The organism is Helicobacter sp., from assembly GCF_014799995.1.
Classification (GTDB): Bacteria; Campylobacterota; Campylobacteria; order Campylobacterales; family Helicobacteraceae; genus Helicobacter_D.
The window spans coordinates 1-22916 of the sequence record NZ_JAAVGY010000040.1 but is presented as its reverse complement, the minus strand read 5'-3'; the positions used below and the strand labels follow the sequence as shown (position 1 = coordinate 22916).

23 protein-coding genes are annotated in these 22916 nt (G+C 38.6%); 3 read left to right on the top strand and 20 right to left on the bottom strand.

The window, feature by feature from the left end; all coding sequences use genetic code 11:
* Positions 1 to 115 precede the first annotated feature (115 nt).
* The gene (locus HDT10_RS05510) at positions 116 to 973 is read left to right on the top strand and encodes an HDOD domain-containing protein (RefSeq protein WP_290880916.1); all 858 of its coding nucleotides are present in this window, start codon (positions 116 to 118) and stop codon (positions 971 to 973) included.
* 3 nt (positions 974 to 976) lie between these two features.
* On the opposite strand, the gene HDT10_RS05505 is transcribed toward HDT10_RS05510, so the two are convergent.
* The 14 genes from HDT10_RS05505 to dapF form a co-directional block, all read right to left on the bottom strand.
* A complete protein-coding gene (locus HDT10_RS05505; RefSeq protein WP_290880913.1) occupies positions 977 to 1549 on the bottom strand; it encodes a ComF family protein in 573 nt (190 codons plus the stop codon).
* Positions 1549 to 2121 carry a dTMP kinase gene (gene tmk / locus HDT10_RS05500; RefSeq protein WP_290880912.1) on the bottom strand — a complete coding sequence of 191 codons (573 nt, stop codon included), beginning with the start codon at positions 2119 to 2121 and terminating at the stop codon, positions 1549 to 1551. The genes HDT10_RS05505 and tmk overlap by 1 nt, the downstream gene beginning before the upstream one ends.
* A gap of 1 nt (position 2122) precedes the next feature.
* Positions 2123 to 2662 (bottom strand): pantetheine-phosphate adenylyltransferase, encoded by a 540-nt coding sequence (gene coaD, locus HDT10_RS05495; RefSeq protein ID WP_290880911.1) that lies wholly within the window; start codon positions 2660 to 2662, stop codon positions 2123 to 2125.
* Entirely contained in the window at positions 2662 to 3666 is a 1005-nt protein-coding gene (gene pyrC, locus HDT10_RS05490; RefSeq protein ID WP_290880909.1) for a dihydroorotase, read from the bottom strand. The genes coaD and pyrC overlap by 1 nt, the downstream gene beginning before the upstream one ends.
* A 2-nt stretch (positions 3667 to 3668) precedes the next feature.
* Entirely contained in the window at positions 3669 to 5090 is a 1422-nt protein-coding gene (locus HDT10_RS05485; RefSeq protein WP_290880907.1) for a phosphomannomutase/phosphoglucomutase, read from the bottom strand.
* Positions 5078 to 6340: an aminofutalosine deaminase family hydrolase gene (locus tag HDT10_RS05480; RefSeq protein WP_290880905.1), complete on the bottom strand. Its 1263-nt coding sequence runs from the start codon at positions 6338 to 6340 to the stop codon at positions 5078 to 5080. The genes HDT10_RS05485 and HDT10_RS05480 overlap by 13 nt, the downstream gene beginning before the upstream one ends.
* Complete coding sequence (locus tag HDT10_RS05475; RefSeq protein ID WP_290880904.1) at positions 6340 to 7173, bottom strand: mechanosensitive ion channel domain-containing protein; 834 nt, start codon at positions 7171 to 7173, stop codon at positions 6340 to 6342. Before HDT10_RS05475 ends, HDT10_RS05480 begins: the two co-directional genes overlap by 1 nt.
* Positions 7174 to 7191: 18 nt before the next feature.
* Positions 7192 to 8472, bottom strand: coding sequence for an amidohydrolase family protein (locus HDT10_RS05470; protein WP_290880903.1), 1281 nt, complete (start codon positions 8470 to 8472; stop codon positions 7192 to 7194).
* A gap of 59 nt (positions 8473 to 8531) precedes the next feature.
* Positions 8532 to 9236 (bottom strand): SIMPL domain-containing protein, encoded by a 705-nt coding sequence (locus HDT10_RS05465; protein ID WP_290880902.1) that lies wholly within the window; start codon positions 9234 to 9236, stop codon positions 8532 to 8534.
* A gap of 54 nt (positions 9237 to 9290) precedes the next feature.
* On the bottom strand, positions 9291 to 9854 hold the full coding sequence (locus HDT10_RS05460; protein ID WP_290880900.1) for an HIT domain-containing protein: 564 nt from the start codon (positions 9852 to 9854) through the stop codon (positions 9291 to 9293).
* A gap of 19 nt (positions 9855 to 9873) precedes the next feature.
* On the bottom strand, positions 9874 to 11334 hold the full coding sequence (locus HDT10_RS05455; protein WP_290880898.1) for a UDP-N-acetylmuramoyl-tripeptide--D-alanyl-D-alanine ligase: 1461 nt from the start codon (positions 11332 to 11334) through the stop codon (positions 9874 to 9876).
* A gap of 51 nt (positions 11335 to 11385) precedes the next feature.
* Entirely contained in the window at positions 11386 to 12132 is a 747-nt protein-coding gene (locus HDT10_RS05450) for an alpha/beta fold hydrolase (protein WP_290880897.1), read from the bottom strand.
* On the bottom strand, positions 12132 to 13169 hold the full coding sequence (locus HDT10_RS05445) for a D-alanine--D-alanine ligase (protein WP_290880896.1): 1038 nt from the start codon (positions 13167 to 13169) through the stop codon (positions 12132 to 12134). The genes HDT10_RS05450 and HDT10_RS05445 overlap by 1 nt, the downstream gene beginning before the upstream one ends.
* Before the next feature lie 161 nt (positions 13170 to 13330).
* Positions 13331 to 14071 (bottom strand): diaminopimelate epimerase, encoded by a 741-nt coding sequence (gene dapF / locus HDT10_RS05440; RefSeq protein ID WP_290880894.1) that lies wholly within the window; start codon positions 14069 to 14071, stop codon positions 13331 to 13333.
* Between the two features lie 133 nt (positions 14072 to 14204).
* On the opposite strand from dapF, the gene HDT10_RS05435 reads away from it, so the two are divergent.
* A complete protein-coding gene (locus HDT10_RS05435) occupies positions 14205 to 15593 on the top strand; it encodes an SLC13 family permease (RefSeq protein ID WP_290880893.1) in 1389 nt (462 codons plus the stop codon).
* Positions 15594 to 15635: 42 nt separating this feature from the next.
* Here the strand turns inward: HDT10_RS05435 and HDT10_RS05430 are convergent, their stop codons facing one another.
* From HDT10_RS05430 to accB, 3 genes are all read right to left on the bottom strand, one after another.
* Positions 15636 to 16391: a flagellin gene (locus tag HDT10_RS05430; protein ID WP_290880890.1), complete on the bottom strand. Its 756-nt coding sequence runs from the start codon at positions 16389 to 16391 to the stop codon at positions 15636 to 15638.
* Between the two features lie 70 nt (positions 16392 to 16461).
* On the bottom strand, positions 16462 to 17832 hold the full coding sequence (locus HDT10_RS05425) for an acetyl-CoA carboxylase biotin carboxylase subunit (protein WP_290880888.1): 1371 nt from the start codon (positions 17830 to 17832) through the stop codon (positions 16462 to 16464).
* Positions 17832 to 18302 carry an acetyl-CoA carboxylase biotin carboxyl carrier protein gene (accB, locus tag HDT10_RS05420; RefSeq protein ID WP_290880885.1) on the bottom strand — a complete coding sequence of 157 codons (471 nt, stop codon included), beginning with the start codon at positions 18300 to 18302 and terminating at the stop codon, positions 17832 to 17834. The genes HDT10_RS05425 and accB overlap by 1 nt, the downstream gene beginning before the upstream one ends.
* A 114-nt stretch (positions 18303 to 18416) precedes the next feature.
* Here accB and dcd point away from each other — a divergent pair, with 114 nt between their 5' ends.
* On the top strand, positions 18417 to 18977 hold the full coding sequence (gene dcd, locus HDT10_RS05415) for a dCTP deaminase (RefSeq protein ID WP_290880884.1): 561 nt from the start codon (positions 18417 to 18419) through the stop codon (positions 18975 to 18977).
* 184 nt (positions 18978 to 19161) lie between these two features.
* Here dcd and HDT10_RS05410 read toward each other — a convergent pair whose 3' ends face one another.
* From HDT10_RS05410 to HDT10_RS05400, 3 genes are all read right to left on the bottom strand, one after another.
* Positions 19162 to 19314 carry a hypothetical protein gene (locus tag HDT10_RS05410; protein ID WP_290880883.1) on the bottom strand — a complete coding sequence of 51 codons (153 nt, stop codon included), beginning with the start codon at positions 19312 to 19314 and terminating at the stop codon, positions 19162 to 19164.
* Positions 19315 to 19323: 9 nt separating this feature from the next.
* Positions 19324 to 22470, bottom strand: coding sequence for a galactosyltransferase-related protein (locus HDT10_RS05405; protein ID WP_290880881.1), 3147 nt, complete (start codon positions 22468 to 22470; stop codon positions 19324 to 19326).
* A gap of 96 nt (positions 22471 to 22566) precedes the next feature.
* The gene (locus tag HDT10_RS05400) at positions 22567 to 22809 is read right to left on the bottom strand and encodes a hypothetical protein (protein WP_290880879.1); all 243 of its coding nucleotides are present in this window, start codon (positions 22807 to 22809) and stop codon (positions 22567 to 22569) included.
* Positions 22810 to 22916: the final 107 nt, after the last annotated feature.

The window sequence follows — 22916 nt, the reverse complement described above, 5'->3', positions numbered from 1 at the left end:
CACTTATTGATACTTTTTGTCATTTTTTGAAATTTAATCTCTTTATAAAGTAATGTTTTAATAAAAATACTATAAAATAAAAAACTAATCACAAAACAAACTTAGGAAGTTTTCAATGAATCCTTTACTTTTAGAGACTATTAATGACCTCCCGCCGCTCCCTAAAACCGTTATGGAGCTACAAGAATATGTTGATTCTAGTGGGGCAGATTTAGAGATTAGTAAGGTAGTTGCAATTATTTCTAAAGACCCCTTGCTAATTGGTGAGCTTCTACGTCTTGCAAACTCTCCATTTTATGGATTTTCTCATCAAGTTTCCACTATCCAACAAGTCGTTTCTTTGCTCGGAATTAGTAATATTAAAAATGTCGTTCTAGCGAACTCTATTCGGTCTAACTTCTCTATTGATGTTTCTCCTTATGGGCTAGACACAGGGGTTTTCTTGGCAAATTGTTCCAATGAGGTAGATTTCATCTCTACTTGGCTTCAAGAGGAAGACAAAGCACTTTCAAACGAATTAATCCCTTGTGCAATGCTCTTACGATTGGGAATGATTCTGCTTGCTAATATGCTTCTAAAGTCTGGCAAAGACAAAGAATTTTTGCAAGAAAACCAAACCTATAACTTTCAAAATGTATCCGAATTAGAAAACCAATATTGCGGCATAGACCACATATCGTTTTTAGGATTCTTATTTAACCATTGGAAGTTTGACGAAAGCCTAATCCAAAGCATTACTCACATTGAAAACCCACACGCTGCGTCCCAAGAAATCAAAAAGAATGCCTATGCTTTAGCAGTTACAAACTGCCTTTTTGAGCCTTACAGACCTCTAAGCCCTTTTAATTCCAAAAAAGCTATCGCCTTGATTAATGAAGCCACCAATCAAGGAGTGGATTTTAATATGGGAAATTTCTTGGCTAAACTTCCTCAAATCGCCAAAGATAACCTAATGAAAGATACAGACGAATAGAATTTAATTTCTAGCGTCTGCTAGCACAAAAGCATTTAAGACTTTTGCCCCTTTGGATTCCAAGAATCCCTTTGCCTCTGTCAATGTCAAACCAGTGGTAACAATGTCATCTACTAGCACGATTTCCTTGCCTGCCACTTCGCGTTTTAGACAAAAATTGCGCGGATTTGCTTGACGAAACTTCAAGCTTTTTCCTGCATACGATGCCAAATTACGCGCATACAATGTCCGATAGAGTGGCTTTAACCCCGCTTGTTTAAAATAATACAACAAAATAGCATTGTGCGCGTAGCCTTGCGCACTCACTTTATCATCAACCCCAACCGCATAGGCTTGAAAGGGAATCTCCAAAGTGTCCTTTAAATATTGGCTCGCTCTCTTTGCCAAGATTCCATAGACTTTACTGCCAATGACTTGATATTTAGAGTGCAACAAATATTCAATCTCGCTAAATGTGAAAAAACTATACACTTTCAGTGTTCCAAGCTCTCTACATCTTGGAGTAATTTTAATGCTCTGCAAACAATCTTTACAAAGAGTAGAAAATGTCCAATCCCCACAAAGCAAGCAGCGCATTATGCGTGAATAAAATCCACGATTTTTGCGGTGATTGTGGATTGTGGCAAATGAGCGGGCAAAAGTAGCGATTCTATTTCTAATCGCATAATTGTTTCTTTTAAACGTTCTTGAAGCTCAAGGAGATAAGGGATTCCACGTTTTTCTATTTTATCCTCACTCTTAGCCTTAAGCCTTTCTTGTAAAATCTCTCGCTCTAATTCCAATAACACCACTTTGTCAGGCAAGATTCCCCTTGTAGCAAAGAGATTAAAACTTTTCAAAAGCTCAAAATCAAAACCTCTCGCATAAGCCATACCAGAAATCAAACTGCGGTCACTAATGATGAATTGATTCCTATTAGGTTGCAACACTTCCGCACTATGTTCTGCCCTATCGGCGAGAAAGAGCAACATTTCTGCTTCCGCACTCAAAGACACAGAATCGCACTCAAGCAGAATCTTGCGAATTGCCTTACCTATTTCTGTCGCCCCGGGCTCAAAGGTAAAAATTGCTTCTTTAAAGATTCTTTTTAAAGCAGCAATCTGCGTGCTCTTACCACTCGTATCAATCCCCTCTATTGCACAATACATTTCAAACGCCTTTGGGCACAGAATCGCAAGGCTTGGATTCTACATTATCAAAAATAGGCAAGCTAGCAATATAGGCTTGGACAGAGCTTGGCACTAAATGCGTAATCGCACCTCCGTGCAAAAGAATAGAACGCACCACCGTAGAGCTAATAAAGGCATTTTGGAGTGAGGGCATTAGATAAATCGTTTCTAATTCGCGATTCAAGGACGCATTCGCATATCCCATTTGCAATTCGTATTCAAAATCACTCACCGCCCTAAGCCCACGCACAAGAACTTTTACTTGATTTTCCCTAGCAAAATCTGCAATCAAGTTTCCAAAAGGAGACACACAAACTTGACAAGCAATATCTTTGGACTCTTCTACTGCCATTTTCACCATTTTAACGCGTTCCTCAAGCGAAAATAATGGATTTTTACTGCTAGACTTCGCAACTGCAATAATCAATTGGTCAAAGAGCCTGCAAGCGCGTTCCACCACATCTAAATGTCCATTGGTAATGGGGTCAAAAGTGCCGGGATAGACTGCGATTTTTGACATTAAGCCATACTCCAAGCAAGTGTTTTTCCAGCATAAAGCGGGACAATTCCCTCAATGCTTTGTGGAACTATCATAGGCTTCTTGATTAGCTTGATTTGCTTGTCTGTTGCGCTGATTCCATAGATTCTTTGTGCATTGGTGCTGACAAATTTTTCTAAATTTTCTAGGCTTTTATGTGTTTCAAAAAGTGTCGCAAGGGCAGGCAAAAGAATCGGGGAACTAAAAATCCCCGCGGCTCCTTTTGCGTTTTCTTTATTGATTTGTAAATGGGGTGCAGAATCACTCCCAAAGGAAAATTTCTCGTGCGCGCTCAAAGCCACTTGCAAAAGTGCATCTCTATCCTTTGGAGTTTTTAAAATTGGCTTGCAAAAGCAATGAGGATTCAGCGCACCACCAATCACATCATCTAAACTCAAGCTAATGTGGTGCAAAGTAAGCGTAGCATAGAGATTTGCGTATTTTTCTACCATTGCGAGTGAGCGTCTGTCGCTCAAATGTTCAAAAATAATCTTTAGACGCGGGAAAGTTTCTGCAAGTCTTGCAAAGACACTATGAAACTCCGCCTCACGCTCAAGAGAGAAACCATTACTTTCTCCATGCACGCTTAAAATCATTCCTAATTCTTGCGCAATCTCTAAAATCTCCAAAATTCGTGTATTGAGGATTTCGCTTACACCATTTTCACTTCCTGTTGTCGTGCCTTTAGGGTAAAGCTTGAGAAACAAAATGCCACATTCCTTTGCTTTTTGAAGCTCCGCTCTGTTTAAATCCTCTGTCAAATATAAAGACATCATAGGATTAAAACTTTCCTTGCCGCAAGCCTTTAAGATTCTTTCCTGGTAAGCGAGTGCAGCCTCTACATTGACAATAGGAGGGTTAAGATTGGGCATTACGAGTGCTCTACTAAAGCTTTGTGCGCTATATTTTGCAACGCTTTCTAAAATCTCCCCATCACGCAAATGCAAGTGCATATCAAAGGGAGATTGTAAAATGATTTGTTCCATTTTCATTCCTTAGAAATAGAGTCTAACAATCCTAAAAGTGCTTCTCGATAAGTTGCAACAGCCTCATCACTCTTAGCCTCAAAACGCGTTACTAGCACAGGAGTAGTATTGCTCGCACGCACAAGCCCCCAACCCTCTTCAAAAATCACGCGCACGCCATCAATAGAAATAATTTTAACGATTGGAGGGAAATTTGGGGGGAGCTTGGAGGGAGATTCCAAACGAGCCTTGAGCTTTTCTACTAAAGCAAATTTTACTTCCTCATTTGTTTTGATTTTTATCTCATCTGTGGAATATAGTTTGGGTAGAGACTCTAACACCTTATCAAAGGTTAAACCCTTTGTTTTAAGCAATTCTAGCACGCGCAATGCCGCGTAAGTTGCATCATCAAAACCGAAATATCTGTCATTGAAAAAAATATGCCCACTGACTTCAAACGCCATATGTGCGCCACTTTCTTTTAGCTTCACTTTGAGATTGCTATGTCCTGTTTTATACATAATGCTTTGCCCGATTTTATCAATGCTTTCATACATATTTAACGAGCATTTCACCTCACCAATCACAATAGGATTTGGAATCGTATGTGCAAAAATAATCGCAAGCTCATCGCCTTTATAGACTTTTTCGCCCTCTTGTGTTTTTTTGATAACTGCTAATCTATCGCCATCGCCATCAAATGCAAACCCAATGCCTCCTTTTCTTGCAACTTCTTCTTTAAGTTCTTGCAAGTTTTTTTCTTCGCTAGGGTCTGGATGGTGGTTTGGAAAATTACCATCGGGATTTAAAAATAAACCCTTAAACGCAATGCCCAAACGTTCCAAAATCCGCGTGATTCCAATTCCTGCGATTCCATTCCCACAATCAATAGAAATAGGCAAATCCAAGCCCCTTAAGTGTTCAAACGCTTTTGTGAGATAATCCACATACAAATCTAACGCATTGAGTTTCTGTGGCGTTATATTTGCTGGAATCTTACAAGCAACTTCTTGATAAGAAAGTGCGTAAAAATCCCTTTCTAGTGCGTAAATTTCCTCCCCAAAAAAGGGTTCTTTGCAAAGCGTGATTTTAAAGCCATTGTATTTTGGGGGATTGTGTGAGCCTGTAATCATTACACTTCCATCAAGTCGCAAAGTCTGTGATTCTGTCTTAAACTCACTATAAAGAGCGAAATAACCCACAGGCGTTGGAATCATACCCAAATGATACGCGACTGCCCCACTTGCAAAAACTCCTTGACAAAACCAATCAAAGATAATTTCTGAATGCACCCGCGCATCGTATCCCACACCTAAATTTTTGCCCCCTCTTTTTTGCAACTCTAATCCCAAAAGATAACCAATGCGCACGACATTTTCTTGCGTTAAATCCTCTCCATAAATCCCACGAATATCATATTCTCTAAAAATCGCTAATTTTTGCATTCTTCCCTTTCCTCCAAATTTCCCAAAACTTCTCTTCCGTCAATATAAAGCGCGCTTGCCTCTTTGGCATATAAAATCAAATTTTGCGCCAAAAACTCTGGTGTTTTTGGTATTTTAAACACTGCAAAGTCTGCTAGATTGCCAACACTCAAAGTGCCAAGTCTAAAAGTCGTATTCAAAAATGCGTTGCGCGTTACGCTAAGTAATAATTCTCTCGCAAACTCCTCTAATGACTCGCTAGGATACGCAAAGAGAGCGATTTTTAATTCATCAAGCAAGGAGAGGGAGTCATTAGAGCTTTTGCCATCTGTGCCTAGACAAAAAGGAATCTTATGCCCTTTTAATGCGTTAAGATTCAAAAATTTAGAATTTAACAAACGATTAGATTTAGGGCAGGTGATGACTTTACCACACAAAGCAGCAATGCTCTCTAATACCTTAGAATCCGCTTCTAAGCAATGAACAAAATAAGTATTTTCAATGCCTTTAAAAAATTCTAAAAAGCTTTGTATGTTGTAAAAAGATTGCGTATTACTTCCAAAAAACTTTTGATAAAAATCCTTAAAATACCCTGTGCTAGACTCCAACCATTCCCTCTCCGCTTGAGATTCTAAAAAATGCACACTTAAGGGTAGATTCTCCACCCTAGCAATTTCGAGCACTTTTTCAAGCAATTTCGAATGCACAGAATAAGGAGAATGGATTGCGATTGCTGGAGAAAAACGCTCACTTTGTAGAGATTTGGAATCCCGCAAGCGTGCGAGGAAATTTTGAAATAAAATGTCTAAAGCCTCTACCTTTGTGCCCATAACCTCATTGAAATAAAGCACGCGCAAAGGAGAATTAGCCAAGACTTCTAAATCATACCCATAACTTGAAATTGCGCCTACAAAGCCTACCCCACTTCGGAGAGATTCTTGAATGCCTTGTTGCATTGCGATTTCTAATGTCTCTGCATTCATTAAAGTTTCGCGATTTTCAATGACACTATCAAGCCAATTCCCGAAGTCTCCTAGCCGAAGTGTGCCTTTGTTTTGACTAAATTCCAAATGCAAATGCAGATTTGCCAATGCGGGCGTGAGTGCGCAAGATTCGTAATAATAATTTCGTGCATTAGGATACTGCTCGCATAATACACGGTAAGAATCCACTCTCAAGATTTCCCCTGCCTCAAAACAAATCCCGCCTTTTTTGATGACGCGAAATTCTGCATCACAAAGCACTACAAAATCCGCGCCAATGATTTGCATTACGACTTATCCTCTAGAGGTTGGTTTAAATTAATATCTAATTTGTTATATGGAATCTCAATTCCCTCTGCATCAAAGCGCATTTTAACCTTTTGTTGCATTGTGATATTTGCCTTGAAATAATTTTCGCTCTTCACCCAAAAACGCGCAATCAAATCCACACTGCTAGCATTTAAAGCATTAACACCCACAACAGGTGCAGGCTCTTTTAAAATAAGTTCCTCTTCTTCTAAAATTTCCTCTAAAACTTGTTTGGCTTTCTTTAAATCACTTGTGTAACCAATGCCAAAAATCAAATCCATACGGCGCGTTGCATTGGCATTAACATTAGTAATTGGCGCACTCACAATACTAGAATTTGGCAAGACTACGATTTGATTATCTGGAGTTGTGAGCTTGGTTTGAAATAGGCTAATAGAATCTACTTTGCCCGTAATAGAGCCGACTAGAATCGTGTCTCCTTTGTTAAAATGACGTAAAACCACGAGCAAGATTCCACTTGCCAAATTGGACAAAGAATCTTTCAAAGAAAGTGCAATCGCCAAACCTGCTGTTCCTAAAACGGCAATGATAGAGGTTGTTTTGACGCCTAAATTCGCAAGTGCTGTAATCACCGTGAGAATCAAAACTGCGACAAAGACGACATTTTTTAGAAATTCTCCTAAAGTTTCGTCTTTAGTTGCTTTGATTACGATTCTTGAAACATATCTTGATAGAATCTTAGAAAAATAATATCCAATGATTAAGATAAACAACGCGCTAATAAAGTTTGGCAGAAAACTAAAAAACCAATTTTCAAATCTTTCATAGATTAATAACAACTTCGCTTCCATTGATTGACTCCTTATTCCTTAAGAATGATTTGGGTGAAATCCCAAACACTGCTTGCCATCAACAAACATTTCTTTTACCGCCCCATAAAAAATCCAATCATTATAAGGAGAATCCGGATTGTCCATTATGCAAGTTTCTTTGGGGTCTATCAAAATCAAGTCAGCATCATATCCCTCTTGAATCAATCCTTTTTGCTCAAAGCCCAACGCATTGGCTGGATTTAGACTCAAAATCTTACTTAACTCACTCAATGTCATACGTTCATTTTTGACAAACAATGTATAACACATAGGGACAAAGCATTCAATCATATCTATGCCAAAAGCCGCTTCCTCAAATGCCAAATCCTTTTGCACTTGAGATTTTGCAGACTGCAGAGAAGTAATCAGCTCAATCTCTCCTCTTTTGACACGTTTTAGCAACTTGGCGCGCGTGGATTCGGATTTCAATGGAGGCTTGATTTTGGCTGCGGTGTTATAATGATTGCACAAATCCTCTGTAAGCATTAAGTGGTGAATAGAGGTTTGCAAAAAGAGGTTTGAAATCTTGCTTTTAAATGGTTTGGATTTGAAATCCGTATTTTTCGCCTCACAAATGATTTCTACACTACGTTCTGTGGCAAGTGCCAAAAATATCGCCTTGATTCCCATAAATCTCGCTACTTCACTCATTTGAGCGACTTCTTTTGTCTCGCTTAAAGTAGGAATAGAGGGCAAGCCAAGTCGTGAGGAAAGTTCTCCGTCATTCATCACACCATTTGCGCTTAAGGATTCGTCCTCACAAGAAAAAAACATTGGCACATCAAACATCAGCGAAAATTCACACGCGCGTCTCAATAAATTGCCGTCAATATTGGATTTTGCAAAGATACCTTTCGCGCCTTTTTTATGCAGAATCGCAAGTTCATTTAAAGCTTTCGGATTCTCTGCATTTATGGCGTCTGAAATGCCTAAAATCTGTGTTTTAAAGTCTCCCTTTAATGCGTTAAGTAACTCCAATCCCAATTCACTGCTTGAGGTTGGCTTACAATCTGGAATCAAAACCGCTTGCGAGATTCCACCGAGCGCAGCCTTGTAAGAAAGATTGAGGAGATTTTCTTTGCTTAAAATAGAATTACTCACGCGCGTATTTAAATCAATTGCACCCGGAAGCAAGACTAAATTATTCGCCTCTAAGACTTCTTCTCCACTTTTTGGCATAATGCTCCGCTCTACTGCAATAATTTTGCCTTTCTCAATGCGGACATCACCCCTTTGCTCTCCATTGGCATCACAGACCATCGCACCTTTGATTATCATCACGCGCCCTTTTAAAATTAGTTTGGAAATTATCGCAAATTTAAGCTAAAAAATTAATTTCAATCTTCCAAATAATACTCTATCGTAGAGACCACACGCACTTTCTTAATATGTGGTGTATTTTCATCACGATTCGTAATGCTAAATTGCCCTTGTGTCGCTTTTTTAATTTGACCAAGCTTGCTATTAGAATCTTTGGCAAACTTCTGCGCCGCCTCTCTTGCGTTCAAAGTAGATTCCTCAATCATTTGCGGCTTAATCGCATTGAGTTGCGTATAGCTATACACCACATCATAAGCATTAATATTAATTGCGATTCCCTCTTGCCCAAGCTCGGGAATGCGTCCAAATATTTGTCTTCCAAGCTCTACTTGCTGGGTATATAAAATCACTTCCCCACGCGCAGAATAACGATAAGTTACCTTTCTATCGTCCCCATAATTATTGCTAAGTCTATCCGAAACATTGGGAGAACCGATTGTAATATCTTTCTTGTCAAATCCCATTTTCTCTAAAAACTCTACGATTTTTTTAGAATTGTATTCTACTTGAGTATAAATTGCCTGCAAATCATTGCTTGCGACATTAAACCTAAAGGGCAATATCATCACATCGGCAAAAACTTCTTGCTCGCTTAACCCTTTGACAACCACGCTACGTTCGCCTGCACGCAATTCTTGGACAACAGACTTCGCACCTATGCCAAACACCACGCTACACACAATCAAACAAACACCCAAAGCTAGACTAGAGATTCTATCCATTCGTTACTCCTTCTTGGAATCCCAAACACAGATTCCAAATATTTACCAAATTAACTAATTTTCTTTCAAATAAACCTGTGCCAATTTGCAAATGCGTTGAAAGATTACATCAAAATCCACCCCATAGGCGCGACTATCTCCAATTGTGGTGAAGAAATTTGTATCCCCAATGAAACGTGGAATCAAATGCAAATGCAAATGTTCTGGAATCCCAGCACCCCCTGCGCGCTCAATATTCATTCCTAGATTAATCCCTTGCGCTCCAAATTCTTTCAAAAGTGCTACGCTCTTATGTGCAATCTTTTGTAAATGTAACCAAATCTCCATCTCTAAGAGTTCTGGAGAATTTGTATGCGTATGAGGAATAATGAGAAAATGTCCGGGCGTATAGGGAAACTTATTCATCACACAAAAGACTTTATCATCGCGATAAAAAACACGATTGGCAAGGTCTGCTTGTTGTAGATTGGGTAAAGAAGCAGAATCCCCTGCTGCATTAGAGTTTAGAGATTCTACATCAAGGGAAGATTGCACCCCCTTAGAAACCGCACAAAAAACACATTCTACATTCTTTTGTGTGAAATAACCACTTCTCCAAGGCGCATACAAATATTCCATTTATCCCATATCCTTATTTTTAAATATAACTTGGTGCGTCATTAGCAAAAAGAATCAGATTGCCATCGTTTGTGGTAGTTTTTAAAATATGTTCAATATGTGCCTTGTCTTTAAGGACAATTTTTTGAGGCTTAGAGATATGCTTACGCAATAATTTTGAATTGAGTTCTCCTGTAATAATCGCTAAATCAAACACCTTATCAATCGCTTCAGCAAGTGCAATATTAGCCTCTTTGGAGCTCTCAACAAGACCGGGTGTTACAATGACTTTTTTGCCTTTATGCAAAGAAGATAGACGAATCGCCTCCAACATTCCATCAAGATTCCCATTGTAACTATCATCTAAGATGACTTTTTCATTCACGATAATCTTGCTTAGGCGATGATTGATAGGCTCTAACTTCTGCACCCGCTTGACTAACTGCTCATCACTGACACCCAAGTCTTTTGCTACTGCGATTGCAGCACTAATATTAATCACATTAAACGCACCTAGAATGCGGGTTTTAAATTCTAACTTTTTACCCTTAACTTTTAGGGTAAAACTCGTTCCCTCTAAAGTCGCGACAATCTCACTTGCATCACGAGGGAAATTGATGATTTTAACGAAACTATTAGCGGGCTGAACATTACCCTCATAAATATAAGCACGGCTCAATGCCTTGCTTTCTAAAATCTCGTATTTTGCGCTATAAATATTTTCTATACTCTTAAAATACTCAATGTGTGCCTCACCAATTTTTCCAACTACTGCAATTTGCGGCGAAAGCAAATCTACAATCTCTTTAATATCCCCTGCCCCTCTAGCTCCAGCTTCCACGATATAAATATCTGTTAAGGGGGAAAGATGCTGATTCACATCTGCGATGATTCCTGTGAGCGTATTCACGCTTCTTGGTGTGGCATAAACCTTGAAACTCTCTTGCAACATTTGGAATAAAAAGTTTTTAAGACTTGTTTTGCCATAACTTCCTGTAACTGCAATAATTACGAGATTTGGCATACTCTCTAGCTTATCCAAAGCAAGTTTTTTATAGCGACTCAACAAGATTCTTTCTATCAAAGACGAAAGCGCGATAGAGATAAAAAGCGGGAATAAACGCACGATTTGAAGCCAAAACGAATATTCCTCAATCCTATAAATCAACAACGCATTAAACAAAATAAAGGCAATATAGAGGCTAAAAAATCGTAAAACTCTACTTGTAAAAACGAGCCGCTTATTAAGATGAAAAGCCCATATACCCAATAAAATCAGGTAAAGATATAAACCAAGATGAAAATAAAGATTATTTGGAATCAAAATAAAATAAATCACAGGTAGCACGAAATAGAACAAATGCCATTTTTGTTTGTGATGTCTAAATAATACGCGCGTGATTTTGTAATGATACCACTGAAGATTTATCATTACATAATAACCTAATGCGATAAGAAAAATCCAGCGGGTCGCCATAATAAAAATATCAATGCTTTGCAAAAGAAGTCCTTAAAGAAAAATTACGCAATTCTAGCGAATTTTAGATAAATTTTATTTATTTTTGGTGTTTAAATACAATTTTTCAATCTCTTGTGCGCCTTTTAAAAAGAAAAAATGGTCGCCCTCTAGCACAAAAAATTCAGAATTTTTTATCAATGTGTGGATTGTTTTTCCTGATTTTAGAGGGGTTGCAAGGTCGCTTTCACCCCAAAAAACATAGCTTGGATTCTTAAATTCTGCAAAAACACTTGAAAAATCCTCATCTACAACATTTTTAAAAGTCTGATACATCACCTCGTCCATATTTTCTACATCTTTAGAACGCAAAAAATGTTTGAAGATTCTGCTAAACTTGGGTGCGCATTGATTTAGAGATTTAGCAATCGTAATTTTAAGGCGCACTTTGAGACTTTTTGGCACTAAAATCCCTGCACTGCTCAATAAAATCAACTCCTTTGGCTCTAATAAAGTCGCGACTTTGCCTCCAAAGCTATGCCCCATAATCGTGCAATGATGAGGATTGAGCGAAAGTTGTTTGCAAAAAATCCTTAAAATTTCGGCATAATCATAGGTATTAAGCGCAAAAGGAGGAGTGGGGGAATTACCAAATCCCGGCATATCAATATAGTAATGTTTAAATCCTTGAAATAGCATTCCAAAAGCCTGTTTCATCAAAGCTTTACTAGCTCCCCAACCGTGTAAAATAACGAGAATGGGCGCACTTTCTTCATTGGATTCTTTTATCTCATAAGAGAGTGTAAAAGTTTGTCCTTGATACTCCAATCTCTTTTGCGCCACTATTTGCCTTTTGCAAATTGAATCTGGTGTAAAAATTCATAGGCAACGCGTATTTCATTTGGCTTTGGAAGTGCTTTAGAGAGTTCTTGTAAAGCACCTTGAAAGTCTTTGAATAAATAATTTGCGAGACTTCCCGGTATTGGATTAATCTCATTGAGATAGCATTGATTGTCTTTGACAAAAAAATCACAACGAATCAAAGCACCCTCAAATAAATTCTGATAAAGTCTGCTAAAATTCTCCTGCAAAGAGGATTTCAAATCCTCGCTAATCTCTGCTTCTTTTGCATTTCCTGTGCGTGAAAAGTCTAAATATTTTTTCTCAAAGTCTAAAAATCTCTTCTTTTCTGGCTCTTCAATAAAAGAAAACTGCATTCCCTCTTTAGATTTAAAACCTGCCAAATTATACTCTTTAATCCCCTCAATAAAAGGCTCAATGAGGACTTTCTCATCAAACTCAAAGGCAGATTCTAACGCATATTGCAGTTTTTCTTGTGATTCTACAATGCTGATTCCAATAGAGCTTCCAAGTCTTGCAGGCTTAATAATCAGTGGAAAAGTCAAACCCTCCGGCATAGGCTCTTCACGATAAAGCACACGATATTCAAGGCTTTTTACTCCACGACTTTGGGCTAATAGCTTCGTCAATTCCTTGTCAAAACTCAATACACAAGCAGGATTGCGCGGACCAATGTAAGGAATCCCATAGAAATCTAATAAGCTTGCTATGCTTCCGTCTTCTCCATCTCCCCCGTGAATCAAATTAATCAAAATCGGTAGGTGCAGTGGCTTCTCTCCAAAGAATGTGCGCAAATAAAACCCGTCTTTTTGGGGGTAAATTCTCTGTGCTTTTGTATAATCTTTGGAGCTAAAAAATTTGGATTGCATATTTTGCGCTGGAATCAGGTAAAAATTATGCGAGGAATCCAAAAAGACAAAATGCTTCAACTGCGGAAACAGCTTTTTAATCGCAATCGCACTTACGATACTGATTTCGTGCTCATAGGACTTTCCGCCAAATAAAATACAAAAATTCACAATACTTCCTTAAAATAATAAAATTTCAAAATCATACCAAAAGTTTAGACAAATTACCACTGCGCCCTTGCAAGCTGATTAATTGGTGTAGCAATCTATTAAGATTCGTCTTTGCGAGCAAATTTTAACTTGCGGTCAATCCATAATCTCGCACTGCCAAATCAGCTAAACACAAAATCGCAGATTTTATGCACTTTGCCTTTGAGATAAAGCCTCTGTTGGTATTCTCTTAGATACAAATCCTCTTTGCTTGCAGGATTAAAAAGGCAAGGATTTGGAATCTTGCCAGCATAAAACAAATAATAAAACATTGCTGCCATTCCCGTGCCACACGCAAGTGTTTCGTCCTCTACCCCACGTTCAAAGGTACGCGCAATCACTCTATCTTGCTCTATACTAGCGATATTGACATTCGCATTGTATTTATGACGCAAAAAACGCAAGTCCTCCTTGCCCAATTCGCCCTTTTTCTCACAAACCAAATGCGGCACTCCGGTATCAATTAACACCCAAGTATTCCCAAACTCGCAAATGTTTTCTTGCAATATCTTTACTCCGCTTAACGCACTCTCTACTTCCTCGTTTTCTATGGTCGCGTCAATCACGCCCGCAAGTGTTAGGAATCTCTGTTTGACGCCTGCGATTCCTAAATGATACGCATACATTGCCGCTGCACGACTTCCGTTACCACACATTTGCGCCACACTGCCATCACAATTATAAAATTCCCATTCAAAATCATATTCCAAGTGTGGCTTTAAGATAATCAAACCATCTGCCCCCACCCCTTGATGACGATTGCAAATTCTCTGTGCAAGTTTATCAAATGCGTGCTTTTGCGCACCAAAAATATGCGTGATGATAAAGTCATTGCCACTTGCGGAATATTTGCTAAAAAACATAACATCTCCTTGAAATTTAATCTCTACATTGCTTTTGGCAATACATAAGGTTTCTTTCCTTAAAATATTTAGTTTGCGATTCTATCTATTTGTTTGCTATTATTATAGCTAGATTTTCTCCAAAAGGATATTTATGGAATTTTTTCTCGCTTTTGTGGGTTTTGCTTCACTGATTTTAATCGTCTATCTCCTTTTAACAGACAAAACAACCCCATCTGTCGCATTTATTGTCGTTTCTGGCATAAGTGCGATTCTGCTTGTTTTGCTAGAAATAAACTTTCATCTAGGAATCGGAAGTCTTTTAAAAGAAAAGTTTGACATCGCATATTTTGCGAAGATGGAGAATCCCATTTTTGATTTTAATGCACTCAAATATTTCATTCGGCAAGGAATCAGTAGTGTAAGCTCCACAGCGGTTTTATTTATTTTTGCGATTCTGTTTTTTGGGCTTTTGAATGAAGCAGGCGTATTTAATACGATGATTAATTATTTGCTAAAATTTAGCAAAAACAATGTGTATAGTATTTGCATTTTAACGGTGGTTATTTCTGTTGTCGTGCATTTGGACGGCTCTGGAGCTTCTAGCTTCTTAATCGTGATTCCCGCTATGTTGCCCATTTATGAAAAACTAGGAATGCGCAAAACAACCTTAATGACGATTATGGCAATTTCACTTGGAGTGATGAATCTTCTCCCTTGGGGTGGTCCTACATTGCGAGCGGCAACTATCATTAATACAGAAGCAAATGAAATTTGGCATCAACTAATCCCGATTCAAATCACGGGACTTTTCTTGGCTCTGGGTGTTGCGATTCTCCTCGCAAGACAAGAAATCCAAAGAGGAGCGGGAAATATCGCAAGCAACGAGAATTTTCACCAACTAGAACTTGGCGAGCACCACACAAGCAATAGATTCTTTTTGAATATTCTCTTGCTCTTAAGCATTTTAGTGCTTCTCATTGCAAACATCTTTCCGAGTTATTTTTTGTTTATGCTTGGATTTTGCTTCGCTTTATTTATTAATTACCCTAAGTTAGAGGTAGCGCAAAAACTGATTGACAAATACTCCAAGAGTGCGATTTTAATGGCAACAACACTTTTTGGAGCTGGGATTCTTATTGGCGTCTTTGATAAAACCGGAATTATGAAAGTAATGGCAAATGTGATTTTAGAAATTTTACCCGATTGGGCTTTAATCCTCATTCCTCTTATCGTAGGAATTAGTGCCGTTCCTATGGCTTTAATTTTCTGTACAGATTCCTACTTTTTTGGCATTATGCCTATTGTCGTTGGAATCACCTCTGCACTAGGAATTGACCCGATGAGTATCGCAATCATTATGGTTGTCGCTAGAAATTGTGCAACCTTTATTTCTCCTGTTGTCCCGGCAACGCTTTTAGGCTGCGGAATCAGTGGAGTCAGTATCAAAGAGCACATTAGCAAAAGCTTCTTTTGGGTTTGGGGTGTTTCGCTGATTTGTTTAAGCGTGGGGGCAATGTTGAGATTAATCCACTTCTTCTAGTGGAATTGGGGGGAAAGGAGAATCCCCCTTCTTAAATAAAGACTAGCCGAGTAATGCGTCTAAACGACTTTGTAGATATTGTGCATTAAAAGACGCGACATAAAGAGAGGCATTTTCTTTTAGTTTTGCTGCATTTAGTTGGTTGTAGTTTTCTGCCACATCATCTTTCATTAATCCACCCTCTGCGGCTTTTAGATTGACTACTGTGTTCATACTCGCATTAACTCCTGATTGGATTCCATTCATCGCAGAACCAATATTAGCACGACTCATATTAACATTGTTAATAAAATCCAAAATGCTTTGCTGGTTATTCACACTCAATCCCGCAACATTAGGGGCTTGCATATTAATGCTTTCTGTTCCATTGCCGGTTACGAAACTCATTTGCCCGCTAAAAACATTTTTACCATTAAAGATTGCTTGATTCGCCGCATCACTCATTGCTTGTGTGAGCGCATTGGCTTCTCCCTCAATCATTGCCCTTTGTTCATTATTTAATGCAGGATTCCCCAATGCAACAGAAAGTTCATTCATACGCATTGCAGAATCTGTGATATTAGAAAGTGTTGCATCGGCAATTTGCATCACGCCTAACGCATCATTTGCGTTACGGATTCCTTGAGACATTGAATTTGCCTGTGATAAAAGCACATTTGCCAAAGCCAAACTTGCACCATCTGTTGCCTCTATCGGACGAGCAGAAGAGATTTTTTTGAGTGCGTCTTTTTCATCATTTTTTGCTTTGTTTAAGCTAATCAAACTTTCATTTGCGATTTGTGCATTTCCAATTTTCATTTTATCTCCTTAAATAATGAATTTGCATCCTTGCAATTTTTAAAAATTACAAGCACTTTGTGTTCCACTTTTATTTTTTCCCAGAATCATTTGCCATTTTTTGCTCTAAATATTTCGTATGAATCACTCCTCTCTTGAAATCATCGTTTTTCATCATCTCTTGATGAAAAGCAATCGTAGTTTTAATCCCCTCTACGCAAAACTCGTCTAAAGCTCGCGACATTCTTGCGACTGCCTCTTTACGATTCCGCCCCCAAACGATTAATTTGCCAATCATAGAATCATAAAACATTGGTACAACATAACCCGCATACGCGTGGCTATCAAAGCGCACATTGTTTCCACCGGGTGCTATCCATTTGGTAATCTTACCCGCTGAAGGGTAAAATTTCACAGGGTCTTCTGCTGTGATTCTGCATTCCATTGCACAACCACTGAATTTGATTTCCTCTTGCTTTGGCAAACTCTGTCCCTCTGCAATTTGAATCATCAACTCAATAATGTCCAATCCGCTAACTAATTCACTCACAGGGTGTTCCACTTGCAAACGCGTATTCATTTCCATAAAATAAAAATTTTGATTAGAATCTAACAAAAATTCGTAAGTGCCTGCACCCACATATTTGATTGCCTTTGTCGCGGTAATGGCTGTCTGCAATAACTTTTCACGCGTTTTTGGCTCTAATGTCGGAGCTGGAGATTCCTCAATTAATTTCTGATGTCGCCGCTGCAAAGAACAATCACGTTCCCCTACATGTAAAACATTCCCGTGCTTGTCTGCTAGAATCTGCACTTCAATATGCTTTGGCTTGTCAATGAATTTTTCCATATAGATTGTGCCATCACCAAACGCACTAATAGCTTCACTCTCTGCTGCCAAATAAGCATTAAACATATTTTCTTCTTTTTCTACGATACGCATACCGCGCCCGCCACCTCCTGCTGCGGCTTTTAAAATCACGGGATACCCGATTTTTTTGGCTAGTTTTAGGGCTTCTTCTTTGGAAGCAACTGCGCCATCACTTCCGGGAATCACAGGCACTCCTGCATTTTTCATCACTTCTTTTGCCTTGCTCTTATCACTCATTAGAGCCATTACATCAGGGTTTGGTCCTATAAACTCAATTTTATGGTGCTTGCAAATCTCAACGAAGTTTTGATTCTCGCTTAAAAATCCATATCCCGGAAAAATCGCATCTGCGTTAAAAAGTTCTGCCGCAGAAATAATTGCAGGAATGTTGAGATAACTTTCACTAGATTTATCTCCACCGATACATACTTTTGCATCTGCCAAATCCAAATAATGTGCGTCTTTATCCGCTGTGGAATACACTGCGATGGCTTTTTTTCCCATTTCTTTAATCGTGCGAATAGCCCTTAAAGCAATTTCACCCCGATTGGCAATCAAAATGGTTTGAATCTCTTTTGGTGTGTCTTGCATTAGATTTTCTCCACCACAAATAAAGGAGAATTATATTCCACAGGTTGCGCATCACTAGGGATAATTTCCTTAATAATACAATCAAATTCTGCTTCAATTTCATTCATAATTTTCATTGCTTCAATAATTCCCAATGTTTGCCCCTTTTTAACTTTATCGCCTACATTCACATACGCAGGAGTATCAGGGGAAGGACAACGATAAAATGTCCCAACCATTGGAGAATTAATTGTCTCTCCCGTTGGAAGTGGCGCAGCAGGTGCAGACGCAACAGGAGCAATTTGTGGAAGGCTTTGTGAGGTTTGAATAGGTGCGTTAAGGGGTGTATTTTGTGATTCTACAACTACTGCTGTGGCGCAACTTTGCCCTTTTTCAAGTTTAATCTTTGAATTTTCTTGCGAAATACTTAAACGATTCAGATTACTTGCGTCAAAGATTTCTATGAGCTCTTTTATCTCTTTAAAATTCATTTTAAAGCCTTTTAAAAGTAGATTCTCAAACATTCCTTTGGATTTTCCAAAGAGTTTTGCTTGTTTAATCTGTTATAATACCATAACTAATTAAAAAAATAAATAAGGAATCAAATGGGATTAAAAGAAGACCGATGGATTCGTGAAATGGCGCAGAAACACGCAATGATTGAACCATTTTGTGAAAATCAAGTGGGACGAGGGGTTGTGAGCTTTGGATTATCAAGCTATGGCTATGATATTCGCGTAAGCAATGAGTTTAAGATTTTTACCAATATCAATGCAATGGTGGTAGACCCAAAAAATTTTGACGCGGCAAATGTTGTGGATTTCGTGGGTGATGTGTGCATTGTACCTCCTAATTCTTTCGCACTTGCGCGGACGATTGAATATTTCAGAATCCCGCGCAATATTTTGGCAATTTGTCTAGGCAAAAGCACTTATGCGCGTTGCGGAATTATCGTCAATGTTACGCCTTTTGAGCCAGAATTTGAGGGGCATATCACGATTGAAATTAGCAATACTACACCACTCCCTGCTAAAATCTATGCAAATGAAGGAATCGCGCAAGTGTTGTTTTTAGAAGGAGACGCACCCTGTGAAGTAAGCTATAAAGACAAAAGTGGGAAATACCAAAACCAAACAGGGATTACTCTGCCTAGAATCTTGAAGTAGTATTCTTTGCAAAGATTTTTAGGTATTTGGCAGTCAAATTCTGCTTTTGTCTTTACAAGCGCATAAAAAGTTGTGGCAATCTAAGATTCTACCGTTCTACTATTGTGAGATTCTATTCTTGGAATTGTGGCAATCATCGGCAAATTCTGCCACTGCGTCCTTGCAAGCAAATTCGGCTCTTTTGTCATTGCGAAGCCGCGTTAGGGGCTGTGGCAATCCATAATCTAAAGTCTCGCCTAAAGATTCTATTATAACATTTGCTTTTTACAGAATTATAGATTGCTTCGGCTAAAGTCTCACAATGACGCAAAGTCGTAATTTTCGCTTGTGATGACAAAAGTATTTACTACCGCTTAAAAGCTCTCAAAAGCCTTTGGATTTTTCTTGAAACAAGCGAATAAAGCCGAATCCTCAAGGCATACAAGGGATTCTTTGCGATTCTTTGCCGCTCATTCTCCAAGGCTTCTACTAATACATTTGGGGCGCAAAAATCTAAAGTTTGCGGGCGAATATAACGCGGATAGAGAATGTAAGCCCCACAAAGCAGTTCTTCTAAGCTTAATTTGCGATTTCGTCTTGGGCAAGTTTGTTTGTCTTGTGTCAGCCCCCACCCTGCATAAAAGGGCATTCCATAAGTTACAACCCTTTTGCCATATAGCAAAGCCTCAAATCCGCTCAACGAAGTGAGTGTATGTACCTCATCTACGGCTTCTATTGCAGAGGGCAAACTCACATTTTCAAGAATTACATCGCAATACCCTAAAGCAATTTGTGGCTTGATATGCCCTACACGATTGCCGCTTAAGACATCTGGGTGCGGCTTATAGAGGATATAGGCTCGCGGATTCTCCTCTCTTACTTGTCGCAATAAGGAAAGATTGGTTTGACCGGGCGCACCATAAGCTATGGAAGCATCGTCTTCTACTTGCCCGCTGACTAGAATCTTTCGCTTATCCTTTGGAAGCTGGAGTTGCGCGTGGGAGCTGGTATTATATTTGCTGATTTTGTTCTTTAAAATTTGCTCTTTTAGAGCCTCTGCCTCCCGCAAAAGAGAGGGGGAGAATTGCGTCTGCTGCAAGATTGTCTCTAGGCGACTTGGTGCGGTAGAATCAAAGTAGATTCCAATGTCATCAAAGACGAGAGAAAAAGGTCGCGTTAAGTCCGAACCCAAAGAGAGTGAGCGGATAAAGCCATCTTCTACGCGTGTAATTTTTAACTGGTTTGCCCTAGCATAGGATTCTATTTCTGGGAAACTTTTGCGTCCCCAAATGAAAATCTCACTCTTAGAATCCAAACCCTTTTGGAGTGCAGCCTCTAGCGGGCTTCTCCCAATTGCATTAATGAAAATAAGATTGCTTGGGGCATAATTTGGCAAAAAAGGCTTGATAAAATGATGTTTCCAAGCTGAAAAACCAAACAAATAAGCTTTGCACGCAGTTTTCTCATAAAAATGCTTATATTGCTCTATCGTGTGCAAAGTATCTAAAATATCACTCTCCCTCTGATAAATAGGGTTGAAATACCGCGGATAGAGAATATAACTTGCGGCAAAAACCTCTTCCAAGCTTAATTTGCGATTTCGTCTTGGGCAAGTTTGTTTGTCTTGTGTCAGCCCCCACCCTGCATAAAAGGGCATTCCAAAGCACACACATTCCAAGCCCAAGAGCAAAGCCTCAAAGCCCATTTGAGAAGTTTTAGTATAGACTTTGGTAAAAAATTTCAGCAAAGAAATCGGATTAAAGTCCTCTTGAATCACTTCGCAAAAGTCTGGAATCTCATCAAGGGCAATGTCGGATTGTCGTTTGCCGCTTAAAACATCGGGGTGGATTTTAAGATAAATTGCAGCATTAGGATTCTCTAGCCTTGCGGATTCTATCATTTCGCTTGTGCTAAATTCCTCCCCATAGCCATACAATAGGCTAGAATCGTGATTGGTTTGGGCGATAATCAAGATTCTTTTCTTGTTAGAATCCTTTGCAAAATAGTCTTGAGGAACATTCTTAGCGCAATTATACTTAGAAATATTATGCCTCACGATGAATTGCATTGCTTCCCTAGCAGTTGCGAGCAACGCGGGATTGGAATCAAAGTCGTAAGTTGTAAGGAGGTTTTCTAATGTGCTAGGACTTGTCGCGTCATAATAGATTCCAAGCTCATCTTCCACAATGCTAAAAGTGGGAGAATTTTCCACCCCAAGCCCGATTGAGCGAATAAAGCCATCTTCAAGCAATAAATATTTGCAATGGTGTTTCTTCGCTAATGCTATGGCATTAAATCCTGATTTTTTGCGCCCCCAACCATAAAACACAGAATCTTTTGTGATTTTTGATTTTCTTGGAAAAATTGGCAAAGAATCCTTTAAAAATTGATTGGAGCGAGATTTTTGTGGTTGCCAAAAACGATAAAAAGCCCAAAGATAAATATAAGTATTAAGAATCTGCCAATTTTTTAATCGTCGCAAATATGGCATATCATTAAAAAATTCTTTGGGTCTTGTGAGAAATTTTCTTATCTTATTACCTATTGGTTTTTTAATGGGTTTGACACCTTTACCCAAACTAAAAAATCCTGTGTATTCTAAAGGTGTATAGCCATATTGATGCATCAATGAAGTAATCCATTTTTTAAATTCTTGTAATGGGGTAGTAGAGAGCCAAACTTCAGATTTATTTACTTGGTCAAAAGCTTGCATTTTTTCTTTTAAAAGGGATTCATTTGGTTTGCGCCTGAAATAAAAGGCATTCGTCAGCGGACGTGGATGCCATCTATGAAGCAACATCAAGTCTTTAAAAAAGAGGGGTAAGGAATAATAAGCAAGGTATTTCCTAAAGCCCTTAGCATTTCCCAAAAACTGATGACGCACATCAAGGTAATAATCCTCTGGCTTAATACTATGTGGATTGAGCGCAGCAAGTCTATGCAAAAACTCAAAATCTTCTCCCCCATGTCCAAAAAAATCTTCTCTAAATCCTCCCAAAGATTCAAAATATCGCTTTTCTATAATGATAGCGGAACTATTTGCAGAAAGACTCTCCACCCAATGATTTTCGCCTCTTAAAAAGCTAGTCTTTAAACCTTGCAAATCTCTTGTTTTCTCAAAAAACTTCGTTCCCTCTTGGGTAAGATACAAAAAAGGAAGAGAGAGAAATTTCGTATGTCCTTTTTCTAATTGCGATTCTATTTGTCGTAACAACAAGGCTTCAAAACCTGCGGCATAATCCATATCTACATCATAAAAAAATAAATATTTTTGCGTTGCGAGTTTGGCGGCTTCGTTTCTAGCGTGTGCAGGAGAAAAGATTTGTTCGCTTATAAAAGTATGAATAATTTTAATATTTGTATAAGGGCTTTGGAGCAAAGGAGCTTTGCTAGAATCAGCAAAAATCGCTTCAAATCCCTCTTTGTTTTTAAACTTTTCTATCAGCTCTACCGCTCTTTTATAAATAAAAGAATGCTCGTTTTTATAAAATACAGGGATAATAAGACTTAGCAACCTTGCGCCTTTCTAATACTTTTGCAAGAGAGATTATAAGCTTTAAATCATAACAAACCAATAAAAATGTTGAAATTTCCCATTGCAAGCAAATGATTAGAATTTTGAAAAACAAGTTGGATTATGGATTACTTCGGCTAAAGCCTCGCAATGACTAGGAATCAGAGCGTATGCTATTTTGTCATTGCGAGCAAGTTTGCAAAACTTGCGTGGCAATCTATAATAATGCACTTGAAGTAAGTCAAATAATGAATCCAAAATAAATAAGTGAGATTCTTTATTATGGATTGCTTCGTTACTCATTTCATTCGCTCCTCGCAATGACAAGTGAAATCTCATTTCTTTTTCTCCTTAAACTCTTTTCTTAGCTCACGCACTTTTTGAAAAAATTGCAAATAGGCAAATATTCGCCCCCCCCCCGCACAGAATTAGCAGCAATGAGTGCT